We start from the raw sequence: 26837 nt of genomic DNA on the forward strand, positions 1-26837 counted from the left end.
TACCGCTGCCACTGTCTAAAATTTTAGAATCGATCGGAAACCAGCTTCGCTTGCGTAAACAGTAGCAAATAATCCCTGCCCCCGGCTTTCGAATCGGTTCCCGACATGTTGAACCCGCCGAAAGGATGCGTACCGACGAGCGCTCCCGTACATTTGCGGTTAAAGTAGAGGTTGCCTACGAAAAACTCGCGTCTCGCTTTTTCCAAATGGGCCCCGTTACGCGAAATGACGGCTCCGGTCAATCCGTACACGGTATTGTTCGCGAACTCCAGCGCTTCGTCGAACGATTTGGCTTTCGTGAACGCAACGACGGGACCGAAAATTTCCTCCTGCGAAATGCGTGCCTCCGGATCCACGTCCGCAAAAATGGTCGGCTCGATAAAAAATCCGTCGGGAGATCCCGTGCCGCCGCCTAACACCAGGCGCCCTTCCTGTTTGCCGATTTCGATGTATTCCTGTATTTTGGCATACGCCTTCTCGTCGATCACCGGCCCGAGGTTCGCGGACACTTCGGCCGGGTTGGCCATGATCAGCTTGCTTGCGCGCTCGACGACTTTGTCCAGGACGATGTCGTACACATCCTCATGAACGATGACGCGCGAGCAGGCCGAGCATTTTTGCCCGGAGAAACCGAAGGCGGAAGCGGTGATCGCATCGGCTGCAAGCTCAAGGTCGGCTTCTTTGTCGACGATGATGGCATCTTTTCCGCCCATTTCGGCAACGACGCGTTTGATCCATTTTTGCCCCGGCTGCGTTTTGGCTGCCCGTTCGTTGATTCGCAGTCCGACATCCCGCGAGCCCGTGAAGCTGATGAACCGGGTAAGCGGATGATCCACGAGGTAATCGCCGACCTCCCCGCCCGGTCCCGGCAAATAATTGACGACCCCCGGCGGCAAGCCCACTTCTTCGAGCAAAGCTACGAATTTCGCCGCGATGACCGGCGTCGTGCTGGCCGGCTTGAGAACGACCGTGTTGCCGGCGACCAGCGCAGCCGTGGTCATGCCGGCCATAATCGCAAGCGGGAAGTTCCACGGAGGAATGACGACGCCGACGCCGAGGGGCAGGTAATAAAGCTCGTTTTCTTCCTCTTCGCTAACCGTCAACGGCTGCGGCAAGCTGAGACGCTGCATTTCCCGTCCGTAAAATTCAAGGAAATCGATTGCTTCGGCCGTTTCGACGTCGGCTTCCACCCTTGTTTTACCGGCCTCCAAGGTCATCAAGGCGGAAAACTCGTGGCGGCGCCGGCGCAAGATCGCGGCGGCCCGGAACAAATACCGCGCGCGTTCGTTCGGATCGGTACGCTTCCAAGTTTCGAACGTCGCCGCCGCCGTTTGAATCGCCTTCTCCGCGAGCGGAATGTCGGCTTGCGAGACGCTGCCGATGATCTGCTTCTTATTGGCCGGATTGATCGAAGCGATTTTGCGGTCGGTCATGATTTTTTCGCCGCCGATGACGACGGGATACGCCTTCCCCAGTTCCGCTTCCGCCTTTTTCAGCGCGGCATCGTATGCCTCGTTGTTGCTTTTTTCTTGGAAATTGACAAAAACCTCGTTTTTGAATTCGGATCTCATAAATCGTACCATCCTCTCTTTTCGGTTTCGATAGTTCATCCTGCTTCTACAACGGTATGCAAGCAAAATCCGTGCCAAACCACCTTCCCGGTGCGCGTGCGGACGGCAACCAAGCAAAAACAGGAAGAGCGGCCTGCATTACACGCTTTTTTTGGCATGCCTTTTGCTTGGATCATCGTTAAAGAACGTTTAGCGATATATTCGAAAGGGGAAAGATCCATGGACGCTACCGAACTATACCGAAAGGTGCTGCTCTCGATCGCCGGCAACAAGCTGGTCGAGAAGCTGTCCCTTAAATATGGAAGGAAATTGGCGAGCAAATTCATCGCGGGAGATACGCTGAGCGAAGCGCTGGACGAAATCGAAGTTTTGAACCGCAAAGGGATCATGGTGACGCTGGACCATTTGGGCGAGGGCATCCAGGCTTTATCGGAAGCTGCCGGCTACAAAGAGGAATATCTCAGGCTGGTTGACGGCATCGCCGAAAGGAAAGTGAACTCCAACGTCTCCTTGAAGCCGACCCAAATGGGGCTGGCGCTGGATCCGGAAGCATGCTACGGCAATATACGGGCGGTCGTCAGCCGAGCCCAAAAACACGGAAATTTCGTCAGGATCGATATGGAGGACTCGCCTTTCACCCAAGCGACGATCGATATCGTTTTGCGCCTCCATAAGGAAGGGCTGACCAACGTCGGCACCGTCATCCAAGCGTATTTGCACCGTACCGAAAACGACGTCAAACGGCTCATCGAGGCGGGCGTCAATCTCCGCTTGGTCAAAGGCGCCTACAAAGAACCGGGAACGGTCGCTTTCCAGCAAATGAGCGAAGTAATCGACAACTACAAAAAAATCATCCGCATGCATTTGGACAAAGGCATTTACACCGCCATTGCCTCGCATGACGACCGCATCATTTCATGGGTCAAGGATTATGCCCGCGCGATCGGCATCCCGAAGGATGCCTTTGAATTCCAAATGCTTTACGGCCTCCGGATGAGCGAGCAGGAACGGTTGGCCAAGGAAGGCTACCGCATCCGCTGCTACATGCCGTACGGAACCATGTGGTATCCCTACTACACCAGACGGCTGGCGGAAAAACCGGCGAATTTGTGGATGGTGCTCAAAAACATGTTTAAGTGAAACGGAAAGATGATTTACACCGAAAAACAGGCTGGGTATAATGGCCCTAACGATAGAACATCACCTGCATAGGGGGCAGCAAAATGAAACACGTATTGCCCAGTCTGGAACGTTTAATCCGTACGACATTCCATATCATCGGGCCGGACGACCTGGAGCTGTATCAGAAGGGCCGCCCGGGCGCGGAGGATTTCCCGGTTTTCGTGAAGCAGCCATCCGGTCCATACGGCTTGTTGGCCCCGTCGACGGAAGCGGACGGCCGGCTTCGAATCATGGATGTAAGGACGATTCAAGCAGAGGAATCATTCTTGAATATTTCTTCCGCTTTTTGTTCCTGTTCGTTGGCGATCGTGCTGCAGGACGGCGAACCGGCGGGTTATGTCGCCGCCAGCGATGTCATCGAGGCTGTCGTCGAAGCCCATCGGCATCTGGAGGCTTATTTTTCGACCACCTTGGAAGCGCTTAACCCGGACGTCGCCATCACGCTCATTGACGATGAAGGCCGCGTGGCCGGCTGGACGACCGGCGCGGAGCATATTTTTTCCATACAAAAAAACGAAATCATCGGCAAACCCGCTTCGGATTTTTTTCCCGTCGATCGGCTGCAATCGCTGAAAACGCTGGAAACCGGCGAATCGGTCCAGAAAAAACTGCATCGGCCCAGACCGGACATGTTCGTTCTCATTAACTCGGCCCCCGTGATGCTGGATGGCCGGATCGTCGGAGCGGTCGCCGCCGAATCCGACCTGACCACGCAGATGAAACTTCACCAGGAATTGCTGCATATGACAAGCAAAGTCCATCACCTTCAAAAGGAAGTCGCGTTGCTGAACCCTTCCAGCGATCCGTTCCAGCCTATCAAAGGAACCAGCCCGGCGATCAAAAAAAGCATCGACGCGATCCGGAAGATCAGCACGACCAAAGCGACGGTTCTGATCCAGGGGGAAAGCGGCACGGGGAAGGAATTGTTCGCCCAGGCGATCCATCGCTGCCGCGAAGCGCCGAACGCCCCGTTCATCGCCATCAATTGCGGGGCCATCCCGGCCGCATTGTTCGAGAGCGAGTTGTTCGGATATGAAAAGGGCGCGTTTTCGGGGGCCGACCCGAAAGGAAAAAAAGGAAAAATCGAACTGGCTAGCGGCGGCACGCTGTTTCTCGATGAAATCGGGGAAATGCCGCTTGATATGCAGGTCAAAATGCTTAGGGTGCTTCAGGAAAAAAATTATTTTGCGGTAGGCGGCACGAAACTGAAGCATGCCGATTGCCGAATCGTCGCGGCCACGAACCGCGATTTGAAACAGATGATCGCCGAAGGCTCCTTCCGCGAGGATCTGTTTTACAGGCTGAACGTCGTCTCCCTGGATATCCCTCCCCTGCGCCGACGCAAGGAGGATATTTATGAGCTGACGCAGTCGTTTTTGCACGAATTTTCCATCGTGTACGGCCGCCATATCCATACCATCCCGCCGGACGTGCTCGAAGATTTGCTGCAATACGATTGGCCGGGCAATATCCGCGAACTTCGAAACACGATTGAACGGCTCGTCATTTTCTCGACGGACGGCGAGGTGAAACGCGAATATTTGCCGGCCAACATTTATGCGGGGGATACGAATGCCGACCCGGGACCCGATTCGCTTGTAACCGGGGAAGAAATCAACGGCTCCCTATACCAGGCAAGGCTCGATGATTACGAACGAAACCTGCTGCAGCAGCTGCTCGAGGCAGCCGGCGGCAATAAGCTTGCAGTCGCGAAGCAGCTTGGCATATCGAGGGCAACGTTGTACAACAAACTGAAACGGCTTCAATTGTAAACGATGGCATTTGTTTGCTTTCTTAGACAGTCAAACTTTGAATGTCTAAAATTTTAGACGCAATCATCCCGCCATGCGAGAAAATGCCTTCAATGATGCAATGGCCGTTCCGCATGCTTAATATGTCCGCGGGGTATCACAAACCGAACTTGCAATGATGCGGCAAAAAACGCCGGCTGATCTCGCGGCCGCTGATCCTCCTTGCCATAGGCACCTCTCCCCCTCATTCCTAATAGTATGGAAGGGAAAGGCGGGATCGGTGTGTTGAGCGTAAAACCGGATCAAGAAAAGCGGGCTATTTTTCTCGCGGCGGTATGCGGACAGACGTATGCGCAATTTAACAACCCGGACGGCTTGTTTGTTGTCCCGGCGAACTATTCGGTCGCGGACGTGATCGAGGCCAAATCCATTACAGGGGTGTGGGAACGTTTTGGCTTCATCCTTGATGCTCCGAAGGAAATCATCATCGCTTTCCGCGGAACCAGTTCAGCGGGCAATTGGATTTCGGACATCATCGCTTCGCAAAAAAACTTCAAATACGTAAAGGAACCCTGCCTCACGCACCGCGGGTTTACAAGCATTTACGCCTCGGCACGCAGCCGGGTGATCTCCGCGCTCTCCGGCATGTCGCCGGACAAAACGCTGTACATTACCGGTCACAGCCTGGGCGCGGCGCTTGCGACGTTGTGCGCAATCGACGTGGCGGCCAACACCTGCTTCGCCTCCCCGATCCTGTTTACTTACGGGTCTCCTCGGGTCGGCGATCCGGCGTTCGCAAAAGTATTCCCGAAGTACGTTCGCAACAGCTGGCGGGCCTGCAACCTGTTTGACGTCGTCACCCACGCCCCGCCGCCCGTCTACAAACTGCCTAAGCGGGAGAAAAAATATTATTACAGCCATGTTCCCGCTTCTTCGCCTTTAACATTCCAAAACGGATCGATCGGCGGAAACCACGTCATCAGCAGCTATTTCACGGAACTAGCCAAACTTCAGCCGCAGTTCGCAGAGTTGATGTGCTTGGCAAATCCCGGCTTTTGCCCGGTCGCGGCCGAGCCGCAACCGGCTGAGTAAATCCCGCCTAGGCTGGGCGAGCGTACTTAAAAAGACGGCCCAGGGACCCTTCCCTGATGCCGCCTTTTTTCATTTCCGCTTATTTCAACCGGATCGGGCTGTCTACAATCCACACTTGCCGTACGGGACAGCTCCTTTTGGCTTCACTTCCCTAGATTCAACGCCTTAGAACGTGAATTTCGGATTCAAGCTGCCTTGATACGGCTCATGTTCGACGAATACGGCGATGTCTTTGCCGTCTTTGTCTTTGCCCGTTCTTTTATACGTAAATTTATCGGGGTTCAGCTCCGTAAGCTCCAGAACGGCGCCGTACTTATTGGTACCGATGGAAACATGGGCTCTGATTTTATTTTCATGCGCAATGTCGAAGTAGCCGTAATCGCCGCGGCTTGCGCCTGTTTTCAGGTTGAAGAACTCATATTGATTCGTTTTGTCGTCGAATTTCGCCAGGCTTATAAAATTGGAATTAAACGCGGTGACATCGTTGCCGTTTTCGTCCCATACCTTCGTTCCGTTCCAAAGCGTGCCGCCTAAAATGCGATCCCCGTCAACGTCTTTGACGATATCGCCGGTAGTCGAATTCAACGCTTTGTCAGGGCTTGTAAATTCAAGCTTTTTCCCTTGGTAAGGGATATGCTCGACGTATACCTCCACATCGTTGCCCTGCGCGTCTTTGCCCCATCTTTTATACGTGAAGATGTCCTGGTTCAGCTCCGTGATGTCAACGACGGCCTGGTAGTTCATGGATTCCGAAATCAATATTCTCTTTTTCCCGTCGTTCGTCACAAAAAAGGTGCCTTGATCGCCGCGGCTTGCGCCTGTTTTGGCATCGAAAAATTCATATCTTCCGGACTTCGCATCGTATTTCGCCAGACCGATGAAGTTTGCATTTTCTTTCGTCAGGTCGTTATGGTTTTTGTCGTATACCCTCGTCCCCTGCCAATGGGTGCTGCTAAGGATGTTAGCCAATTCCTGACCTTTCGTGAGCTTCGCGTTCGGCGAAAGACTGGCTTCATGCGCCAGATTCAGCAGATAAGCCGCCTGACCGCGCGTGGCATGGCTTCCCTTTGCATAGAAGCGTTCCGCCCAGGAGGTCACGGTATCCAAATCGCGATTCAGCGCTTTGGATACGATTTGCACCAATTCGTCGCCCGTTACCGCGCCCCGCGGATCAAAACGGCCGTCTTTCGCCTGCATGATGTTTTGTCCGACAAGTTCGGCGGCGTAATCATAAAACCAAGGGCCGGGGCTTGCATCCGCGAAGCTTGCCGGCGATTCGGCTTTGCCTTGAAGCCCGAACGTCTCCACGACCATTTTTGCCAGCTCCGCCCGGGTAATCGGCTTTTCAATCCCCATGGAGCCGTCCTCATAACCTTGCATGGCATGAAGTTTGGCCAGCCCGTTTACGGCTTGTTGTATCTCTTCCGCGGACAGTTTTACAGAAGCAGCCTCGGCATTCGGCGTGTTGAACGGAAACGCGGCGGTTCCCAGCGCAGCCGCCAGCATGACCGCCGCCCATTTCGTGGAATATTTATTCATTCGGTTGTCCTCCTTTGAATCAACAAGAATCGTTGTTTGGTGTATACGTATATCATAAAGGAGACACCTAAAATCCCAAGAAACCGGGGATTAACGTTTTCGAAACAAAATATTAAAATTTTCTAAACGAGGATTTTGAAAAATCGTGAAACTGCGCTACTACACCGAAAAACGGTATCCCGCGCCCCAAACCGTTTCGATATATTGCGGGTTGGACGGATCGGCTTCGATTTTTTCCCGCAGCTTGCGGACATGCACCGTCACGGTCGCGATATCCCCGTTCGAATCTAGCCCCCAGATCCGTTCGAACAACTCTTGTTTGCTGAAGACGCGGTTCGGATGATTCGCCAGAAACTCCAGCAGGTCGAATTCGCGGGTCGTGATCGCCACCTCACGGCTGCGTACGAACACTCGCCGCGCGGCTTGGTCGATCACGAGCCCACGGATATGAATTTCGTTTTTTTGCGCGGGAGGCCGTTTGCCGAGAAGCCGCTCGTACCTCGTCAGATGCGCTTTGGCTCTCGCCACCAGCTCGCTAGGACTGAACGGTTTCGTGACATAGTCGTCGGCGCCGAGGTTAAACGCCCGGATTTTGTCGATCTCCTCGTTTTTGGCGGAAACGATCAGAATCGGCACCTCTTTGCGCTGCCTGATTTGATGGCATAATTCGAAGCCGTTCGCGCCGGGAAGCTGCAGATCGACGATAACGAGATTATATTCGCCGCTTAGGGCAAGCCGTAACCCCTCGTCGCCCGTATGGCATAAATCGACGGTATACCCGTTCAGCTCGAAATAATCCCGCTCCAGCTGGGCGATCGTCACCTCGTCTTCAATGATGAGAATGCGTGCCGTCATGGCTCACCAAGCCCCCTTCTTCCAATGTCCGTTTCAAGGTGAAAAACAGGCTTGTACCTTCTCCTGGTTCGCTTTCCGCCCATATCCGCCCCCCGTGCCCTTCGATGATCTGCCTCGCGATCGCCAGCCCCAGTCCGCTGCCGCCCTTCGCGGAATTGCGCGATCGTTCCGCCCGGTAAAAACGATCGAAAATATGCGGCATGTCCTCTGCGGAAATTCCCATGCCGTTATCCCGGATTTCGACGGTAACCCGCTCGGCGGAAGCTTGCACGGAAACGGCAATGCGTTTTTCCGGCTTGTCCATAAAATGCTGGGCGTTGCCGATGATATTAAGCACGGTGCGCTTCAATTTTTCAAGATCCGCCATCACCGGAATGCCGTGATTCGGCCGTTCGTTCCATTGCAGCGCAATGCCTTTCTCCTCCATCGCATAATGCAGCTCGTCGATGCAGTCATCCAAAAAACGCACGATGTCCACCCTATCGAAGGTGAAGGGAACCTGGTTTAAATCCAGCTTGGAGTACAGAAACAGCTCGTCGACGAGCCTGTCCAAATCGACGGCTTTGTTATAAATGATGTTGACGTATTTGTCCATTTTTTCCGGGGTATCCGCAACCCCGTCGCGAATGCCCTCAATGTAGCCTTTGATGTTCGTGATGGGCGTGCGCAAATCATGCGAGATGTTGGAAATCAGCTCTTTGCGGTTCTCTTCGTCCTGCAGCCTCAGCCGGACCGATTCCTGAAGCCTTTTCCGCATATTTTCAAAAGCTTCGTTCAATTGTCCGATTTCGTCCTTGGAGCGCAAATCGAGCGAAAACTGCAGGTTCCCCTCCTGGATGCGTTCCGCCGAGTGGCGCAGCTTGTCCAGCGGCCTGACGACGCTGCGGGTGATCCAGCGGTATAACAGCAAATTCGCAACCACGATCACGCCGATCAGCGCCACGATCAAAATCGGGAGGAGCCTGCGCGTCACTTCGCCGAACGGACTCCGTTCGCGGATGACGAACACGCTGCCCTTGGCTCCGTCCGCAAAGCGGAAATCGTATTTCGCGTAGGCGTAAAAACGTTCCCCGATGTTAAACGTATTGCGGATTCGGTAATTATTCAAATCGTAAGGGGGCAGATGGCGATGGAGTGCGGGCTGGTTAAACGTACCCGATTCGAATACCTGGCTGTCTTCCTTGCGCACGTATAGTCCTGCTCTAACGGTTTTAAGCTTAAAATCATAGTCCTTCAGCAGATTGATGTCCAGCAGTCCGTCCGGATCGTTTTTCGCCATGTATTTCAATTCCAGAAAAATCGATTCCTCCTGCTCCGTGAGAGGGTTCAGTTGATAATGCACCTTGTAAAAATCCCTCAAGCTGTGAATATCGCCCGTTGCCGCGATGGTAAACAGGCCGGCGGTCAGGACGAACACCAGCAGGCTGACGACAAGCATGCCAGTATAAGAGAGAAGCAATTTGATCCGGATCGACACGCTTTCACCTCCGTGGTTGGAAATAGTTTTGGATGCGTTCCATAAAAGCCTTGGCGGCTTGGCTTAAATATCGGTCGGAGCGGTAAATGATGGACAGGCTGCGGCATGGCGCCCCGCCCTCGATGCTTATCGTGCGAAGGGTCGGATCATTCACTTGTCGGATGAGCGGGTACGGCTGCACGGTGGCGCCGAGCCCCTCCCTGACCAGGTTGATGATCGAGGTGGCCGAGCTTGTTTCCAAAATGGAATGCAGCCGGAAACCATGGCGCCGCACCGCTTCCTCCACCAACTCCCGGCCCATAAAACCTTCGGGATATATGATCATCGGCACGTCCCGGAGTTCATGTATATCGATGGTTGTCCGCGCGGCGAGCGGATGATTCGCCGATACGGTCAGTACGTACTCCTCGGTGCATAGCGGATCGAGACAATCCGGTCCGTTTCCGGGACGTTCGTGCCGACCCCGATATCGACTTCGCTTTCAAGGACCTGCCGCAAAATGTCGATCGACGCGATCACCATCAGCTTCACTTGCGGAAAATCGCGATGAAAATCGACGACAAGCTGCGTGATCCGGTAATCCAGGTCGGACGGCATAATCCCGACCCTGATCTTCCCGCCGTGGACTTGGCGCAAATCGGCGATCGAATCCTTGACGTTTTGCAGCGTATCCATGATCGCCTCCGCATTGCGCAGCAGCAGCTCCCCCGCCTCGGTCAGCGAAATTTTTTTGCCGATCCGGTCAAACAGCGGCATATGCAGCTCGTCCTCAAGGGCCCGGATCTGCTGGCTCAGCGTCGGCTGGGAGACCCCGATCTTTTCCGCAGCCTTCGTAAAATGCATCTCCTCGCAGACCGCCATAAAATAATGAAGTTGGCGAATTTCCAAACGGGTCCACTCACTTTCATTCGTAGTACTTATGATCATATGCAAAACGATCATGTACATCAATCAAAAAAAGATCCGCGGCCGTGCTTTTACAGGTTCGGCGGTAACCAAAAAGCCATGAAGGCCCCCTGTCCAGAGGGCCAGAAAAGCAATCAAACCAAGCCGCCGCAGGGCTCAAGGTTTGACAAGCACCGTCACAAACGCGTCGCTTCCTCCGCTAAAGGAAAAAGCCAGCGCCTGCGGACCGTCGGGAAGCGTCGAAAGATACGCCTTTTGCAGGACGACCGCGGCATCCCGGACGATGTAATCGGTCCCTTCCTTCAACGGGCCTCGAATGTCTTGGATCGCCACCAGCCGGTTGCCGTTTAAATCCATGCCGATCGACGCTGCATCTCCGTTTTTTGGATGCTCGACGATGCGGGCGGACAATCTGGCCGGGACGCGGGGCAGTCCGGATATTTGCACTCCCGTTTCCCGAAGCGGAATAGGCTGAAACGCCGTCAAGCCGGCAAAGGCTTCCGCAGCGTCATTCAGCTCCAGGGTTTTGCGTTTCAAATCCACGGTTCCGATGTCGCTCAGCTTGCCGACGGAAACGTTGTTTTCGACCGTCCCGAGCTGCATGTTCAAAGGATCGCCGATGATCGGGCCGCTATTCACGAAAATGTTGTTTCGCACGACATTCCGTTTGGGGAGCAGCGGCTCGTCATTCAATAGGTTCGGCAGCGTCGGATAACGCTCGCTCCAAATGACGCCCCGGTAAGGAACCTGGTCGAATTTGCCCATCAGCGAGTTGTAATTTTTTTCGCCGGGCTTATAGTTGCGCGCCATAAACGCGACCGCGGTGCCGGAATCGATGACGAGGTTGTTTTCGACGACGTTTTCGCGTCCGTTGGCCAGCTTGAACGCTTGTTTGCCGATGTTGTAAAAGACGTTGCCGCGCATCTCCACGCCGCTCATGTAATCGTCCAAATAAATGCCTGCCGTGGAGACGCGCAGGTTGCTGGCCGCGATGTCATGGATGTAATTGTAGTTGATGGCATTGCCCCGCCAGACGAAGCTCCGGCCCGAATAGATCGCGGAGGCGTCCGCGGTCTCTTTGACCACGTCGTAGATATCGTTATAAGCGATAAGATGGTCGTTCCCCCGGAACTGGATGGCAAAATGCGGCGCGTCGTGAATATTGTTATGCGTCGCCCTGTTGCCTACGCCGTTGATTTCGACCGCGGGAGCGTAGGTCAGTTTGATCCGCGAATAATCGGATATGTCGTTGTTGTCGGCATAGTTCCCCGCCGGCGTCAACGTGCCGGAATCGCCGCCGTTTAAGGAGATACCGCCGTTCCCCGTGCCGTAGATGCTGCAGCCGTACACGCCGTTGCCGCGGCCGCCGTCGATTTTAACCGCGTACCCGCCCATGTTGCGGATCGTCATGTTGCGGATCAGATTATGTCCCCCTCCCTGGATGGTGATTCCGTTTCCCCGGCTGATTTCCAGGGTAAAGCCGCTGAAAACCACGTTGGACGTGCGATCCGTCCGGATCATATCCTGTTCCAGCAGCGACAACTGAAGTTTGATTTGTTGAAGCGGCGCCGGCGGGAATACATACAGCATGCCGGTTTCCCTGTTCAATACCCATTCGCCCGGCATGTCGAGCTCCTCGAGCACGTTGTAAAAATAAAACCGCTGCCCGGCTTTCATGGCATAGCTGGTGCCTTTGTAGGTTTCGATGCGCTTTTGCCGCTGGTCGATCGTTTGGATCTCCAAATCGTTGGTTGCCCAATCGTTTCCCCAATAGCCCAGCATCCAGGCGTCCCGGACATCCGTCCAAGCATGGGGCATGCCGTCTTTATACGTAAACGTGTACCCTTTTCCGGCCGCGTCATCCGCTTTGGCGACCACCTGATCCACCGTCGTAAAACCGCTATTGGGCCAACGCGCCAACGTCATGACATTGCCGCTCGCGAACAGCTCCGGCGCGACGGCGAGGTGATTGCCAAGCTTGCCGTAGTCCGTCAGGCCGATCGCTTTCAGGTCGATTTGGACGACGCTGCCCCGCCCCTCTTGCGGGATTTTCGCCAATATTTCCGGATCGGACACCGGACGGAACAAGGAAGGGCTCAGCGTGTCCCCGCCGACGAACGTCACCTTTTCCCCTTCAAACGCCTGGTAGGTTATGGGGGCCTCCGGTGTTCCCGAATCCCGTTCATCCAGCTCAAACGTATGGGTGAGCCGGTATTCCCCGCCGCGAATGAGGATTTTGACGCCGCCCGGGGGAAGTTTGCCGCCCCGGATCCGCTCCCGAACGGCGTCCCTTGCTTTTTCCAAGGTTGCAAACGGTTTGTTTTTCGTGCCGTCGTTGGCATCGTTTCCGTTTTTGGATACGAACAGCAGCGTTTGGGCATCCTGTTTCGCTGGCGCCGCATCGGCCTGCATGGGGGAATAGGAAGCGCTGCCCCAGAACATCAGGCCCAATGCCGCAAGCAGCTTCAATCCGGTCATCGCTCTCAACCCAATCACCTCGCAAATGGGATCTCCGCTTGAACCAAGCGGGCCCCATCATCATACAGCGCATTCCCGGCGGGCGATAGCGGTCATTCTAACCGGAAATGTTGCAAAACAAACGACTTGGTCCGGACGATGTCGAAAGCAGCGTCGTCATCCAGGATCCGGAAGGCATGCGTTTCGATATTCGGACGGGGATACCCCCGACTTCTTTTTAAATGCGGCGGAAAAATGGGATACGTCCCTGAAACCGCTTTGGTAAGCCACCTCGCTTACGGGCAGCTCCGTCGCTCCCAGCAGTTCCTGCGCATGCTCCAGCCTGCGCTCCCGGATATAACGCATCGGCGTCATGCCCAAATGCCTCTTGAACATCCGGATGAAATAGTTCGGGTGAAAATGCGCATGCCGGGACAGTTCTTCAATGGTAAGCTCAGCGGATAAATGGGCATCGATAAAATCGAGCGTCGCAAGCAGCTCCGGCGAAGCGCAGGCTGCGTCCGCACCGGGGGTTCGGACCGCCCGTTCCAGGAAATAAGCGATAATGGACAGCAGCGCGGACTGGATTCGGAGAGGTGCTGCCGGATTCCCGCTGACCCGCTGCTCGACCAGCTCCCGAAAACGGCCGTACAATTCGGAAGAATGGCCGGCATCGATCGCATAAGGAAGGCCGTATAGATGAAACAATTGCTCAAAATGAACGTTGGCCCGAAAATGGCACCAATATTTCGTGTAAGGCGGACCGTTCGTCACCGAGTAGGACTGCTCCAATCCGCCGGGAATGAATACCAGTTCCCCGGGTTTGGGCCGCAGCTGCGTCCCTCCGACCTGAAGCCACCCTTCCCCGTCGCAAATAAAATAAAGCTTGTGGTATGCAGGGATAAACCGATGCCTCCGCCAACCGGCATGGCATACGGACCTTTTGGCGAGAAGCAATTGGACCCGCAGCCGGGAAAGCTGATGATTCATGAATTGACGCTGAACAAGCTCCATCTCCGATCTCCCTTCATCGTTTGTTATTCATCATCTATGCGAACCTCACCGAAGTATGCGGAAGCTTGATCCTTTTTCGCCCGGCAGTCATCATTCGAAATTCGAATGATTTCAATAGAAACAATAATATTGATCAATTAATGCTCTCCCTATACACTGGATTAGACTTTATTGACTTAGAACATATCGGATGGAGATGAAACATCATGCGTTTTGTTTATTTGATCGCCGCGCTTTTTCTGGCTTCCCTCAATTTGCGTCCCGTCATCACCTCGGTGTCTCCCTTGCTGCGAACGATCCAGGACTCGCTCGGCATGAGCGGCGCCGAAGCCAGCCTGCTGACGTCGTTGCCGGTGCTCTGCATGGGATTTTTCGCCCCCGCCGCGGTGAAGCTGAGCAATCGCTTGAGCATCGAGCGGACCATTGCGTACTGCCTGCTGCTGATCGGCCTGGCGACGGCGGCGAGGTATTACGCATACAGCGCGTGGCTGATGCTTCTCACCGCTTTTCTCGCCGGCGCGGGCATTGCCGTGATCGGGCCGCTTTTATCGGGTTTTATCAAAAAGAACTTTTCCAACCCATCGGCGATCGTCGGCGTTTATTCCATGGCAATGGTCGTCGGGGCGGCCCTGGGATCGGGTTTGTCCGTATCGCTCCAAAATGCGCTGGGCCATTCCTGGCAGGCTTCCGCCGCCTCCTGGTCGTTGATGGCCGTCATCGCGCTGCTGTTATGGTGGAGACCCGTCAAGAAAACCCCGGCACGGGCCGAAGCGGCAGCCGTCAGTTCCGTGCAAACGAATCCGGCCGGCGGCTTCAAGCTGCCGTTAAAAAATAAGCGTGCCTGGCTGTTGACCAGCTTTTTCGGGATGATGGCGTTCATGTTTTATTCGCTGACAGCTTGGCTCCCTCCGATCGTGCAGGAACAAGGGTATGACAAACATACGGCCGGCATGATATTAACTTTGTTTACGCTTATCCAAATTCCGGTCAGCTTTTTGCTCCCTATTCTCGTCAGCCGGTTTCAGCACCGCGTCGTATGGCTTGTCGGATGCGCCGCGATGGAGCTTGCCGGACTGCTGCTCACCCAGCTTCACGTGACGCCTTGGCTGACGTGCATTTTCCTGGGGATCGGCGCCGGAGGATTGTTCCCGATGGCGTTGATGCTGCCGATCGATGAGTCGGCCAGCACGGATGAAGCCAATGCGCTGTCCGCCATGACCCAGTCCGGAGGTTACATCTTCGCTTCCCTCGGACCGCTGAGCGTCGGTTTTATCCACGACATCACGGGCGGTTTCCCGCCGGCGCTTTTCGGTTTGATGATCGTTGTGGTTATCATGATTTTGATCCAGCTGAAAATCGGCAACCGGAAAATCCGAACGGTCCGTTCCGAGGATGCCCCTTTGTTAAGCAACAATCGCTAGTTCTTTGCCGGTGTCGCCAATGATGTGTCCCCGTCAGATTTAGAACCGGACGCTTCAAGCAAAAAAGCGAACGGACTGTCCGTTCGCTTTTTTCGTATGCGGGCATCACGTCGTTCGAACCCATATTTTCAGGCTCTTTCAGGCTCCGGCCTCTTTCAAAATCCGTTCAATGTCCCGGTATCCCCGTCTTTGCGCATGCTGCAGCGGGGTGACGCCTTCGCGGTCGGCTATATGGACATCGGCTCCATGATCCACCAGCAGTTGAACGATTCGTTGATGGTGTTCCCCGCCGTCGCCCAAGATGACCGCTTCGAGCAAAGCCGTCCAATGCAAATTGTTGATATGGTTGACGTCGACATCCGTACGCTCGAGCAGTTCCTCGACCACTTCGACATGTCCCCGTTCCGATGCGGGAATTAATGCCGTCCCTCCGAAACGGTTCGTCAGCTTCGTATTTGCTTTGGCATCGATGGCGAGCCTTAGGATGTCCAGGAATCCTTCCGCTCCGGCATACAAAAACACGTTATTCAGGTTATGGTCGCGTATGTTGATGTCTGCGCCATGTTCGATCAACGCTTTGACCGTATCCGCTTTGTTGTTGTAAGTCGCCGCCATGACGGCCGTTCTGCCGCGTTCGTCGGTAGCGTTGACATCCGCCCCGTCTCGAAGCAGCTTCAGCACGTTTGCCGTGTCGCCTTTCTGCGCCGACGAAATGAGCTGCTGATCCAGATCCATCGCATCCACCTTCTTATCCTTAGATTCAAATTCTATCGGAACAGGCTGCGTGGGAGCGGAAATCGAAGCGCATCCGGAAAGCATGGCGACGACAAGAAACGAAGCCAAAAATCGGTACAATCCCGTTCCCTCCCTTCCTTGCCTATCTCGATGCTATCACGAACGCTTCTATATGGAAAATATACAAAAAATAATAATTTATTAGGTTTTTCATATATCTTGACGGCAACTGCGGGGGAAGGGGAAATTGACGCGGAACGGGATAGCTTTGCAGGAATTTTCCAAATCGCAACGCTTGCCCCGATTCGCAAATGCGTCACGGGAAGCGCCAACCCCCTTTTTACGGGTGTCAAAACTGAAATTTCATTTTCATGACTTCGTAACCAAAAATTTCAACGGCTCTCTTATGATTTAGTAGAACTCGAAAGGAGAGGAACAACAATGATCCATCAGACGATAAAAAAATCCATATTGGCCTTTACCGTTGCGGGAGCTGTATGCTTGGGAGCTTTCGGAAGCGGAGATGGCGTTTATACGGTCCAGCAAGCAAAAGCCGCCTCAGCCGCAAGTGCCGACGGATATGCCGCCGAGCAAGCGCTTAAAACCCTAAACAGCTTTTACAAGCCTGCCTTGAAAGGGCAATTTCCCGGATACGTGAGCGGTCTTACCGTCGGAAAAAGCACCCGGCAAGACGTGATCCAAAAGATCGGCGAGCCTACGCTTCCCGGAAAAAGCGCAGGGGCTTTCGATTTGTACGGAGCCGACATGGGCAGCCCCGGTTTCGCCTTTTCCTATAAACAAAATAAAATCCGCGAAATCCGTTATTTCGGCACGAACGTGGAACGCCAAACCAATATCGGCGGCATCACCATGAGCATGCTTAAAAAGCACTGGTACGCTCCAAGTTCCACGTCCACGTTCAAAAACGGCAAAACGACGCAAACCAAACTGACCTATAACCGCGGAAATTACAAGCTGGAATTCATCTTCAACAGCAGCACGGACCTCGACCATATCAATTTGACCACAAAATAATGCGGATACGATAAAAAATCCTCTTCGCCCATGCGGACGAAAGAGGATTTTTTGGTTGCTTCAGGGAAGCGAGCGGCCCGTTAACGGGCGTTTTTCAGCTCCCTGACGATGTTGTCGAGCTTGTCGTTTATGTAGGTCAAACCTTCCTGAACCTTTTTGCTGAATTCGTCCTCCCGCATCTGATCCTTTCCTGACAAGTGCGCTTTGATCATTGCGGATAAATCCCGCTTGTACTTGTCCACTTCCCTCAATTGGAGGTTGCTGCGCTTTTTGGCATCGTTCACTTTTTTCGTGCAGGCCTTTTTGGCGTCCAGCAGCGCTTTTTTATCTTGATCCCGCACCGTTTTCGCTTGGGACAACGCCTCCTTGCCTGCCTTGCTTTTGACAAGGTTGTTATACTGCGCTGCCGAAGCTTTCGCCTTGGCGGTCAAAGCGGGCAATTCCGAGCAAAGCGAACCGTAAAGGGCCTTCTGTGCTTCCCTCACCTCTTTGACCTTGCTTTTATAATTTTCGAAATACAGTTTCTCTACGGTCGCGGTGGATACGCTTGCCGCAAATGCGCTTTGGTAAGGCAGCGTCAGCAGCAGCAGAACCAATAGTACGATGGTCTTCTTCATTTCCTGTTTTGATCCTCCCATGCAAAGTTACTATCATCATAGGACAATTAGAAAAATATTACAATGGTTCCGTCTGGTTTTTTGCCGGTTTTTGTCGTTTTTGCCGACATATATAGTCGATCCTGAAAGATCCGAACGGTAAACGATGACGTTTAATCAGACCTCCGTTTTTTCATTGACTGAACATTCAGTCTTAAAATATAATGCATTGTGAGTCATAAATTTCCAATAGGACAGGTGAAGCGCCATGGATTTATTTTATGAGGTTCAAGGAACAGGTTCGCCGATTCTCATGATTCACAGCGGAGGCGTCGATTCTAGAACGTGGAAATATATCGCGCCTGCGCTCGCCGTGACCCATCAGGTCATCACGTTTGACGGACGGGGTACCGGACGTTCCCCCGCTCCGCATGCCCCCATGAACATCGCCCAAGATATCAAAAACCTGCTGGACCATTTGAATCTTGCATCCGCCGTTCTGATCGGACATTCGATGGGCGGGCAAGCGGCGACGGAATTTGCGCTGACATATCCGGAGATGACGGACCGGCTGATCCTGATTGCCCCGTCACTTTCCGGATTCGCCTTCTCCAAGCCGTACACCGATTGGATGATGGAGGTCAATTCTCTTGCCCCAAATTACGTAAAAATGACTGAATTTTCCTTGCAAGGCCTGCCCTATCGCGTAACGATGTCCAGTCCGCAGCGGGATTTTTTTGCCGATATGCACCTGCAATATATGAAAAGAGTGTTTACCGAATGGAAAAGCTTTGAACTGATATGGCCCGAAACGCCGGCAATCGAACGTTTGGAGCAGCTTGAGGCCCCTACATTGTTCATTGAAGGAACTTGTGATTGGGAAGATATCTCTTTGATTGCCGACGAGTTTAAGCGCGCTCCCTCGTTTCGGCATGTCCGGATCGAAGGCGGGGATCACATGATGATGTTGACGCATGGCGATGAAATTGCCGGCCACATCAAGCAGTTTCTGACAAGTTCGTAAGGAGGTATAACGCATGCCGCGTTCGCAGAAAGACAATGAGCGGGTCCGCCAGCTTGCCAAGGAAAACATCCGAACCTCAGCCATGGAAATCTTCATCGAAAAAGGATACCATCGCGCCTCCATCGATGACGTGGCCCGGCGTGCGGGAGTATCCAAAGGTTTGATGTACAACTACTATAAAGGAAAGGAAGAGCTTCTTGCCGAGATGGTTGAACACCGCGTACGGGAAATCAAAACCGTGATGGAGGCGGCAGCGAGCTTGGAAGCGCCTGCGGATCAACTGATGCACATCATCGACGGCGCCATCGACAACGTATATGAGCGTCCGCAAGTTTTTCGTTTTTATTTGCATCTGCAAACCCAGCCGGAAGAAGATTTGGCGCTGGCCAAATACAGCCGCATGCTCAATCAGGAAATGGCGGAACAATTTAAGGTGCAAACCCGTATGTTCGAACGCCTTGGGGCAGTTCAACCGCAAGTCAGATCGCTTTATTTTTCCTCCACCTTGCAGGGCATCATGCTGATGATTTCCACCTATCCGGAGCATTACCCCGTTTCCGACATCAAAGAGCAGCTGATCAGGGAGTTCTGCAAAGCGGATTAACCGGCGCATTCCGGAGCCCCGGATGGTCTTTCGTTTCATGTTCGGCCGGGATCCGGCCGCAATCGCCGCCCATAATTCAAATGGCCCCCCGAACATTCGAGAGGCCGAAAAAGCCGCCATTTCCGCCAGTCGGCCCGCTATTCCATACGTCATTCGGCATCGCCGGTTTAGATAGATGCCGAAGAATCCGCTATTACCCCTCGTCAATCGTCTATACCTTTCGGTACCCGCAAACGTATAGTAAACCAAACCCAAAGGAGGCGATTGTACTTGAGTCACTGTAAAAAAGAAGACCATAAGCCACATGTCGTCAAACCCAAAATCCGTAAAATTTCGCGCAAGTGCATAGATGGAAAAAAACTTGTATGCTGCCGCGGAAAAATCGGCAAAAGAGGTCCTAGAGGACCGGTAGGCTTCAGAGGACCCGTCGGACCGCAAGGGCCGCAAGGACCGGTCGGAGCACCGGGACCTGTCGGCGCCATCGGACCCGTCGGACCGCAAGGACCGGTCGGACCGGCAGGACCCCAAGGGCCTGTAGGACTCGCCGGACCTATCGGAGCTACCGGCGCCACAGGTGCAACGGGGGCAACCGGTGCACCAGGGCCGGCAGGCGGCGCAACCGGCGCGACGGGTGCTACCGGGGCAACGGGAGCAACCGGGGCGACGGGAGCCACGGGACCTGCGGGCGGAGGCGCGATCATTCCTTTCGCTTCCGGTATTCCTGCGATTTTGACGACCATTGCCGGCGGCTTGGTCGGCACTACAAGCCTTGTAGGCTTCGGAAACTCGGTTTCCGGCATCACCTTGGCCGGAACGACGATCGACCTGACAGGGGCAGGCGGCACGCTGTTGAACTTTGCCTTCTCCGTTCCGCGCGCAGGAACCATTACGTCGATTGCGGCATACTTCAGTACCACGCTAGCCCTCAGCCTGCTTGGAACGACCGTTACCATCACGGCGCAGCTCTATAGTTCGACGACGCCAAACAATATATTCACAGCCATCCCAGGAGCTTCCGTAACTCTGGCTCCTCCGCTTACCGGGGTATTGGCCCTCGGCACCATTTCAAATGGCATTACGACCGGCCTGAACATTCCGGTAACGCCTCAAACCCGGCTGTTGATGGTATTTTCGGCAACGGCAGCCGGAACGACGCTCGTCACGACGGTTGCCGGATATGCTAGTGCCGGCGTCAATATCGTCTGATAGTTCATGTATACGCGAATCATCAGCCATGCGTGAAAAAAACAAGTCACTTGTCCGAAAGAAACGGTCAAGTGACTTGTTTTCCTGCGCCTTGTTTAGGCGAATTCCCGCGGATGGCGCTTCATCAGCTCCTCTACCGCGTCCCCGCGGCCGGTTTTCTTCAGCCGCTCAATATACATAGGCAAATGCCCTTTGGCATGGTACGGTCCGCCTTCCTTCATAACCGTCCAGAGCGGATCCACGTCGAACTTCATCGTCTCCATCATGCGGTCATGCCATTCATTCAGGAAATAAACGGCCTCCTTGCACAGATCCCTGCGCTGCCGGGCAAGATTATACTGCTCATGCGGATCTTCGGCGATGTTAAAAAGCATCTCCTTATCGAATAAATGATAGCCGTCATGATAGGTTCGAACGTACAGCCAGTCCCCGAAGCGAACGCTCCGCTGGCAGACATGGGCGCACTGCGATACGACCAGGAAGTCGCGTCCGGTTTGTTCGCCGCGGGCGACCGTCCCCGCATAGCTCATGCCGTCCCAGCTTGGCGCCGGGGAGACGCCTAGCAGTTCGGCCATCGTCGGAGGCAGGTCCAGATGGTAGTGGAGGCCGGTATCGACGAGCCCTTTTTGCATGCCCGGCCACCGGATGATCATCGGGATGCGGCAAGTCCCCTGGTCAGCCGTTCCATGCTCCCCGTAGATGCCAAGCTCGCCCATGTTTTCCCCATGGTCCGCCGTAATGATGATGACCGTGTCATCCATAATCCCCTTTTGTTCCATCAGCCGGAAAATGGCGCCGACGTGATCGTCCATATGCCGGATTCCGCAATCATAGCCGTCGATCATCCTCCGCAGGTCGCGCATCGATTGAATTTCGCCGGGATGGCGCGGATATTTGGGCAGCGTGTCGCTGTTGTACATATTGATTTCGTTGGCGCCGTGCGGCCCCACTTTTTTCTTATGAAGCTCCAGCACCTCTTCCGTGATCCAAGCAGGCAGCGGCTCGTTTTCGAACGGATTGCCGAACGATTCCGGAGCGCGGTACGGCGTGTGCGGATCCCAATAGTTTACGTACAGCATCCAATCATCCTGATCCGCATTGCGCTCAAGCCAATCCAAAACGGTGGGCGTCACCTCTTCGGCGGATTCCATGCCGGATTTGCCCGTATTATAGATTTCGTTAAATCCCGCGTAAAAGGTCCAGGCCGAATGCCGTTCTCCGAACGGGCTGACGAGCGCCGTCTTCATGCCCGCCCTGCGGAACAGCGCAGGAAAACTTTCCGTCGTCAATTTATCATGAAAGTCCCGGTCGGCCCCCTCATGCCTAACGTCCGCCGCCGTCCCCCCATGGCCGACGACCCCGTTATGAATGCCGAACCGCCCTGTCATGAGCGCCGTCCGAGACGGAAAGCAAGGCGCGTCGGAAGTATAGTAGTTTTCGAACCGGACGCCTTCGGCGGCGATTTTATCGATGTTCGGCGAGGTATTCCGGTGATAGCCGTAACATCCGAGATGATCCGGTCTCGTCGAATCCAAATCGAGCAATAAGATTTTCATTCCATCCATCCTCTCCCCGTTTGTAAAAAATTATAGGCCACAGGCGCCGTGATCGTCATGTATATTCCTCCAATGATTTGGAATGATTCACGCGCTCCCTAGCCTGCTGCACGCAGGCCAATTCGCTAGTTATTTCTCAATTTCCATCAGCCGAAAACAACCGCCCTGCTTTTGTGGTTTTGAACAACATGCCTTCTTAATTGTACAATTCTATAATTCATGAGGACCCGACATCGACAATAAAAGAATGTTTACGGTCCATGTTCTTTATGTTAGGGTTTGGGATAGAACTTGCTTGAAAGGGGCGGTTACCTTGTTCCAGTTGATCAGCGTAAACTTCGACAACCATATTCCGAACTGGCATACGCAGCTTGAATCGATCCCTTACAACGTACTTTCGATCGTGAAGGAAGGAAAAGTCCGGTACGACATTAACGGAGAGGAAGTGATCGGGGAACGAAGCGATGCATTGTTCATTCCGCAGTCCACCCGCCGGGCCGGCGGTAATTGGATGGGAACGGCCCATCAAAAATTCACGATTTTATTCGCCTACGACAACGCCCCGATAACCGGAATCCCGTTTCTCGATCAAGCGAGGTTTGCGAAATTCCGCATGCCGGATCCCTTGCAGGTCTTCGACCTCTGCGAGAGATTGCACGAGGAAATGAGGGGCGGCAAAAGCTACCGCGCCTTCATCTGTTTAGGCTTGTTTCAGGAGTTGGTCGGCACGCTTGCCCGCGAGATGGAAAAATCCCCGGAGCTAACGCCCAGCAAACTGAAATATGCCGAAACGATAAAAAAGCATTTGCTTGCGCATTACCGCGACCAGATCGAAATCGAACAATTGGCCGGCCTCGTCGGGCTTACTCCCAACTACGTGACGGCCATGTTCAAGGAGGTTTGCGGCCACTCCCCGATCCGGTACATGCACCGGCTCCGCATCCTCGAAGCCTGCGGCCTGCTCCTCGGCTCCACCATGACGGTTGCCGATATAGCGCAATATTTGGGGTATTACGATACCTCCTATTTTTGCCGCATGTTCAAACAGCTCGCCGGAATGTCCCCTACGGAATACGCGAAACGGGGAAGCCTTTCGGAAACGTCCAAGCTTTTGGTTTGATGCCGGAGGCCGCTTGTTTCGGCTATAGAAACGCTCCTTGGTTCGCCGAATCCAGCCAGCTTGCCGCCGTTTGCGGCGGTTTGCATCCCCCTTCGGGATGGGCGGCGATCGGATCGGTGCGTGGGTTATCACATGCTGTCTCTCATTTCCCTCATCACGCATACTTCGTACTGTACCCGATCCATTTTTCATCATTCGCGGTTCCAAGGTGATCCGGCGCATGTATATGGGCGTGATCGACAGCTTCGCCTATTTGCGCAAACAATCTTTGACGGGGGATGCCTTTGCATGAGGCCCTTCCCGGCGTCTGCTTTTTCCAATAAGCCCGCTTATTTTGCTCCCCTGATCTCCTTCGGCGTGAGGTGAAAATAATTGACCACCATGCAATTTATCTATACACTCAACCTATGGAATATAAAGGGAGGAGACACATATGGGAGTAGGGGCATCCGCAATGAATACCAACGCAGACACATTAGTGACTATGCTTCGTATGGCCTTTTCTTTTGAAAACTGGGACAATCTTATTCTTTTGGCGGATGAGCTGCTGGATAAAGTGTACGGCCCTTACAGGGAAGACTCCGATCAACCCAAGCCCGTCATGGAACGGCCGCTGGTTTATTATTTGGGATACAGCAACCTGATGAAAGGCGTAGCCTATCAGAAGAAGAAACTATATAAAGAAGCGATGGAATGCATCGATCAGTACCGGGATTTAAGCCTGTTTTCGGACGGAAGCAAAAGCAACGCCAGCATCATCGAAGACTTCAGCTTTTTGGCCAAGGCCAACTCGTATACCCTCGAAATTTCGTCGGGAAATACGGACAGCATCGAAGAGTATGCATCGTTCATCCATCAATATCCTTCCGAAACGCTGCCCGGGCTGGTCACGATCTTGGAATGCGCCAACAAACATGACCTTGACGTCGACACCATCGTGAACCCCCTGCTCGAATACATCAAAAAAATGAACCATCGGGACCTGAACCCGACCGACCGCTCCTATTATCTTTCGATTTTGTATTTGATTTCGATCTACCATTTGAAAAAAAGCAACTATAAAGAAGCCATCCATTACACGATAAAATCGTTGATATTTGCCGATAAAATCGAGGATCACCAGCATTTCAAGAAATCGGTGGCGTTGTTTGAAGTTTTTAGGTCGCACGCGACGAGGCAACAAAGAGATACATACGCTGCCGTATTAAAAAATTATCTGACGCTGGCGATCGAACATGAGGACGGCTTTTCGCTCGACAACGGTCGTCACGATTCTGCTCGGCCCTGAGCTGCCGGCGTCGGCTGCGGCGGCGATCCCAACGAGTCGAAACAGGGTTCCCGCGGGCTAACCCCTATCGTTTGGGCGGAATCCCCGAACCGCTTGCGCCTTATCCATCTTGAAGATATTTTTTCAAATACCTCCCCGTAACTGACCTTTCGCATGCAAGGATGTCTTCCGGCGTCCCCGAAAATACGATCTCTCCCCCCTCCTGTCCCGCTCCGGGTCCCATATCGATAATCCAATCGGCCCGGCTGATCAGGTCGAGGTGATGCTCGATGACCACCACGGTACAACCTTGATCCGTCAAACGGTCCAGCATTCGCATCAGCTGCCGGATATCCGACAAATGAAGCCCCGTCGACGGCTCGTCCAAAACGTACATCCCTCCTTGCCGTTCCATCTCTTTTGCAAGTTTGATCCTTTGCAGCTCCCCTCCGGACAATGTGCTGAGCGGCTGGCCAAGCGTCAAATAGGCTGCTCCCGCTTCGCGGAGACGGGCCAGAATCGCCAGGATCTCGGGTTCCGCAAAAAAGTTACCTGCTTCTTCCACGGACATGCGAAGCACGTCGCTGATGGTTTTCCCGTCTACCGTATAGGAAAGCACCTCGTTTTTAAACCGCTGTCCCCCGCAAACCTCGCATACCGTTTCCACGGAATCCATAAACGCCAGGTCGGTCGTCACGAGCCCCGTCCCTTTGCATTCCGGGCAAGCTCCCCGGGAGTTGAAGCTGAATAGGGAAATATCCGCCCGATTGCGTTTGGCGAACAGCGTCCGAATGAGATCGAACATGCCCGTAAACGTCGCTAGATTCGAACGGCTCGAGGCATGCACCGCATCCTGATTGACATAGACGGCCTCCGGCGCGTACCGGGGGAGGATTTGATTGATGAGCGTGCTTTTTCCCGATCCGGCTACGCCCGTTACGACCGTCATGACGCCTTGGGGAATACGGACGCTGACGTTTTTCAGATTATGCAGGTTCGCGCCCTGTATGGACAGCCATCCGGATGGGGATCGGGTTGCCTGTTTTAGCGCGGGTTTCTCCTTCAGGAATTTCCCCGTCAGCGTATCCGACGCCAGCAGCCCCTGGAAATCCCCTTCGTAAACCACGTTCCCGCCGTGGATGCCCGCCCTAGGCCCCATATCGATGACATGATCCGCGATCCGAATGACGTCCGGATCATGCTCGACGATGATCACGGTATTGCCTTTGTCTCTCAATTGCTTGAGGAGCTCGTTGATGTTGCGAACGTCATGCGGATGCAAGCCGATGCTGGGCTCGTCAAAAATATATGCAAGATCGGTCAGGCTGCTCCCGAGCTGGCGGACCATCTTGATCCGCTGGGATTCCCCGCCCGACAAGGTGGCCGTTTCGCGGCTCAAAGTCAAATATCCCAACCCGACGGAAAGCATCTGCCGCAAACGAAACCTCAGCGCCTCGACGATGGTCGATAAGATCGGATCATGAATCATGCCCAAAAAATCGATGAGATCGCTGACCTGCATCGCAGTGCACTCGGCAATGTTTTTCCCTTGGATCCGGCATTTCAGCACTTCGGCATTTAATCTTGCGCCGCCGCATGCCGGGCACGTCCCCCGTCTGACCACACGCTCGATATCCTCCTTGTACAGCTCGGCATCCCTTAGATCTTTGCTGAGAAAGCTGCGAACGATTCGGGGAACGACTCCTTCGTACGTGGAGGTTGGCGGCCATCCTTCCGTCGGATGCGGAGGTTTGAAGCCCGACTTGTACAGCAGCGTATCCCACTCCTCCTCCGTGAAATCCTTCAGTTTTTTGTCGTTGTCGAACAAACCCGTGCAAACGTAACGCTTCCAGCGAAAATCGCCGGGCCTGAACGTCGGGAAACGAATGGCTCCTTCGTTTAAGGATTTGTCCCTGTCAATGAGCTGGTCGATATCGATCTCTTTGGCGGTCCCAAGCCCTTCGCATTTCGGGCACATGCCTTTCGGATTGTTGAACGAAAAGACTTCAGCTTCGCCGGCGAAAGGTTTTCCGATCCGGGAAAACAACAACCGCAGCAGCGAATAGATATCCGTGATGGTCCCGACGGTCGAACGCGAATTCCCGCCGATCCGTTTCTGGCTGATGACGATGGCTACCGGCAAATTGGCGATGGCATCCGCATTCGGCTGCCCGTAATGGGGCATCCGGTGGCGCACAAAACTCGAGTAAGTTTCGTTTAACTGGCGCTGCGATTCCGCGGCGATCGTATCGAAAACAAGCGTCGACTTGCCGGAACCGGAAACGCCGGTAAACACCGTGATCCGTTTTTTCGGAACCGATACGTCGACATCCTTTAAATTTTTCCCTTTTGCTCCGACGATGCGGATGTGATCTTGTTCGTCAGGTCGATGCCTTTTCATCGTTTGTCCTCCTCTTTCGTCCTTTGAT

20 protein-coding genes and 2 pseudogenes are annotated in these 26837 nt (G+C 53.9%); 10 read left to right on the forward strand and 12 right to left on the reverse strand.

Translation table 11 applies throughout. The features are described from left to right. Positions 1–23: 23 nt before the first annotated feature. Positions 24–1571, reverse strand: coding sequence for an L-glutamate gamma-semialdehyde dehydrogenase (pruA, locus tag AC27KL_RS04245; RefSeq protein ID WP_487168956.1), 1548 nt, complete (start codon positions 1569–1571; stop codon positions 24–26). Between the two features lie 219 nt (positions 1572–1790). Between pruA and AC27KL_RS04250 the strand changes: the two genes are divergently transcribed. From AC27KL_RS04250 to AC27KL_RS04260, 3 genes are all read left to right on the forward strand, one after another. After that, the gene (locus tag AC27KL_RS04250; RefSeq protein ID WP_487168957.1) at positions 1791–2711 is read left to right on the forward strand and encodes a proline dehydrogenase family protein; all 921 of its coding nucleotides are present in this window, start codon (positions 1791–1793) and stop codon (positions 2709–2711) included. Between the two features lie 83 nt (positions 2712–2794). Then, positions 2795–4525 (forward strand): sigma-54 interaction domain-containing protein, encoded by a 1731-nt coding sequence (locus AC27KL_RS04255; RefSeq protein ID WP_487168958.1) that lies wholly within the window; start codon positions 2795–2797, stop codon positions 4523–4525. A 264-nt stretch (positions 4526–4789) separates the two neighbouring features. After that, positions 4790–5596 carry a lipase family protein gene (locus AC27KL_RS04260; RefSeq protein WP_487168959.1) on the forward strand — a complete coding sequence of 269 codons (807 nt, stop codon included), beginning with the start codon at positions 4790–4792 and terminating at the stop codon, positions 5594–5596. 165 nt (positions 5597–5761) lie between these two features. On the opposite strand, the gene AC27KL_RS04265 is transcribed toward AC27KL_RS04260, so the two are convergent. The 7 genes and pseudogenes from AC27KL_RS04265 to AC27KL_RS04295 form a co-directional block, all read right to left on the reverse strand. Then, positions 5762–6715 (reverse strand): DUF4822 domain-containing protein, encoded by a 954-nt coding sequence (locus AC27KL_RS04265; protein WP_487169139.1) that lies wholly within the window; start codon positions 6713–6715, stop codon positions 5762–5764. Positions 6716–6751: 36 nt separating this feature from the next. Then, positions 6752–7135 (reverse strand): annotated as a pseudogene (locus AC27KL_RS04270) (S-layer homology domain-containing protein); the annotation flags it as partial. Between the two features lie 159 nt (positions 7136–7294). Further along, positions 7295–7990 carry a response regulator transcription factor gene (locus AC27KL_RS04275; protein WP_340999390.1) on the reverse strand — a complete coding sequence of 232 codons (696 nt, stop codon included), beginning with the start codon at positions 7988–7990 and terminating at the stop codon, positions 7295–7297. Next, entirely contained in the window at positions 7965–9467 is a 1503-nt protein-coding gene (locus tag AC27KL_RS04280) for a sensor histidine kinase (RefSeq protein ID WP_339324462.1), read from the reverse strand. The genes AC27KL_RS04275 and AC27KL_RS04280 overlap by 26 nt, the downstream gene beginning before the upstream one ends. A gap of 4 nt (positions 9468–9471) precedes the next feature. Further along, positions 9472–10415, reverse strand: a pseudogene (locus AC27KL_RS04285) (LysR family transcriptional regulator). 114 nt (positions 10416–10529) lie between these two features. Next, complete coding sequence (locus tag AC27KL_RS04290; protein WP_487169140.1) at positions 10530–12851, reverse strand: X2-like carbohydrate binding domain-containing protein; 2322 nt, start codon at positions 12849–12851, stop codon at positions 10530–10532. Positions 12852–13007: 156 nt separating this feature from the next. Next, complete coding sequence (locus tag AC27KL_RS04295) at positions 13008–13844, reverse strand: helix-turn-helix domain-containing protein (protein WP_487168960.1); 837 nt, start codon at positions 13842–13844, stop codon at positions 13008–13010. A 206-nt stretch (positions 13845–14050) separates the two neighbouring features. Between AC27KL_RS04295 and AC27KL_RS04300 the strand changes: the two genes are divergently transcribed. After that, positions 14051–15265, forward strand: a complete 1215-nt coding sequence (locus tag AC27KL_RS04300; RefSeq protein WP_487168961.1) for an MFS transporter — start codon at positions 14051–14053, stop codon at positions 15263–15265. Between the two features lie 138 nt (positions 15266–15403). Here the strand turns inward: AC27KL_RS04300 and AC27KL_RS04305 are convergent, their stop codons facing one another. Next, on the reverse strand, positions 15404–15994 hold the full coding sequence (locus AC27KL_RS04305) for an ankyrin repeat domain-containing protein (RefSeq protein WP_339325111.1): 591 nt from the start codon (positions 15992–15994) through the stop codon (positions 15404–15406). Between the two features lie 507 nt (positions 15995–16501). Between AC27KL_RS04305 and AC27KL_RS04310 the strand changes: the two genes are divergently transcribed. Next, positions 16502–17035, forward strand: a complete 534-nt coding sequence (locus AC27KL_RS04310) for a YjgB family protein (protein ID WP_487168962.1) — start codon at positions 16502–16504, stop codon at positions 17033–17035. Between the two features lie 80 nt (positions 17036–17115). Here the strand turns inward: AC27KL_RS04310 and AC27KL_RS04315 are convergent, their stop codons facing one another. Next, positions 17116–17652 (reverse strand): hypothetical protein, encoded by a 537-nt coding sequence (locus AC27KL_RS04315; protein WP_487168963.1) that lies wholly within the window; start codon positions 17650–17652, stop codon positions 17116–17118. A 247-nt stretch (positions 17653–17899) separates the two neighbouring features. On the opposite strand from AC27KL_RS04315, the gene AC27KL_RS04320 reads away from it, so the two are divergent. From AC27KL_RS04320 to AC27KL_RS04330, 3 genes are all read left to right on the forward strand, one after another. Next, positions 17900–18655, forward strand: coding sequence for an alpha/beta fold hydrolase (locus AC27KL_RS04320; protein ID WP_487168964.1), 756 nt, complete (start codon positions 17900–17902; stop codon positions 18653–18655). A 13-nt stretch (positions 18656–18668) separates the two neighbouring features. Continuing rightward, the gene (locus tag AC27KL_RS04325; protein ID WP_487168965.1) at positions 18669–19259 is read left to right on the forward strand and encodes a TetR/AcrR family transcriptional regulator; all 591 of its coding nucleotides are present in this window, start codon (positions 18669–18671) and stop codon (positions 19257–19259) included. A 270-nt stretch (positions 19260–19529) separates the two neighbouring features. Beyond that, positions 19530–20465, forward strand: coding sequence for an exosporium glycoprotein BclB-related protein (locus AC27KL_RS04330; protein WP_487168966.1), 936 nt, complete (start codon positions 19530–19532; stop codon positions 20463–20465). 95 nt (positions 20466–20560) lie between these two features. On the opposite strand, the gene AC27KL_RS04335 is transcribed toward AC27KL_RS04330, so the two are convergent. Beyond that, positions 20561–22021: a sulfatase family protein gene (locus tag AC27KL_RS04335; protein WP_487168967.1), complete on the reverse strand. Its 1461-nt coding sequence runs from the start codon at positions 22019–22021 to the stop codon at positions 20561–20563. A 313-nt stretch (positions 22022–22334) separates the two neighbouring features. On the opposite strand from AC27KL_RS04335, the gene AC27KL_RS04340 reads away from it, so the two are divergent. Together AC27KL_RS04340 and AC27KL_RS04345 are read left to right on the forward strand one after the other, a co-directional pair. Next, on the forward strand, positions 22335–23141 hold the full coding sequence (locus tag AC27KL_RS04340; protein ID WP_487168968.1) for a helix-turn-helix transcriptional regulator: 807 nt from the start codon (positions 22335–22337) through the stop codon (positions 23139–23141). 454 nt (positions 23142–23595) lie between these two features. Next, positions 23596–24429, forward strand: a complete 834-nt coding sequence (locus AC27KL_RS04345) for a hypothetical protein (protein WP_487168969.1) — start codon at positions 23596–23598, stop codon at positions 24427–24429. Between the two features lie 100 nt (positions 24430–24529). Here AC27KL_RS04345 and AC27KL_RS04350 read toward each other — a convergent pair whose 3' ends face one another. Continuing rightward, positions 24530–26809: an ATP-binding cassette domain-containing protein gene (locus AC27KL_RS04350; protein WP_487168970.1), complete on the reverse strand. Its 2280-nt coding sequence runs from the start codon at positions 26807–26809 to the stop codon at positions 24530–24532. Between the last annotated feature and the right edge of the window lie 28 nt (positions 26810–26837).

The sequence above is a fragment of the Paenibacillus sp. YAE3 genome (assembly GCF_057546105.1).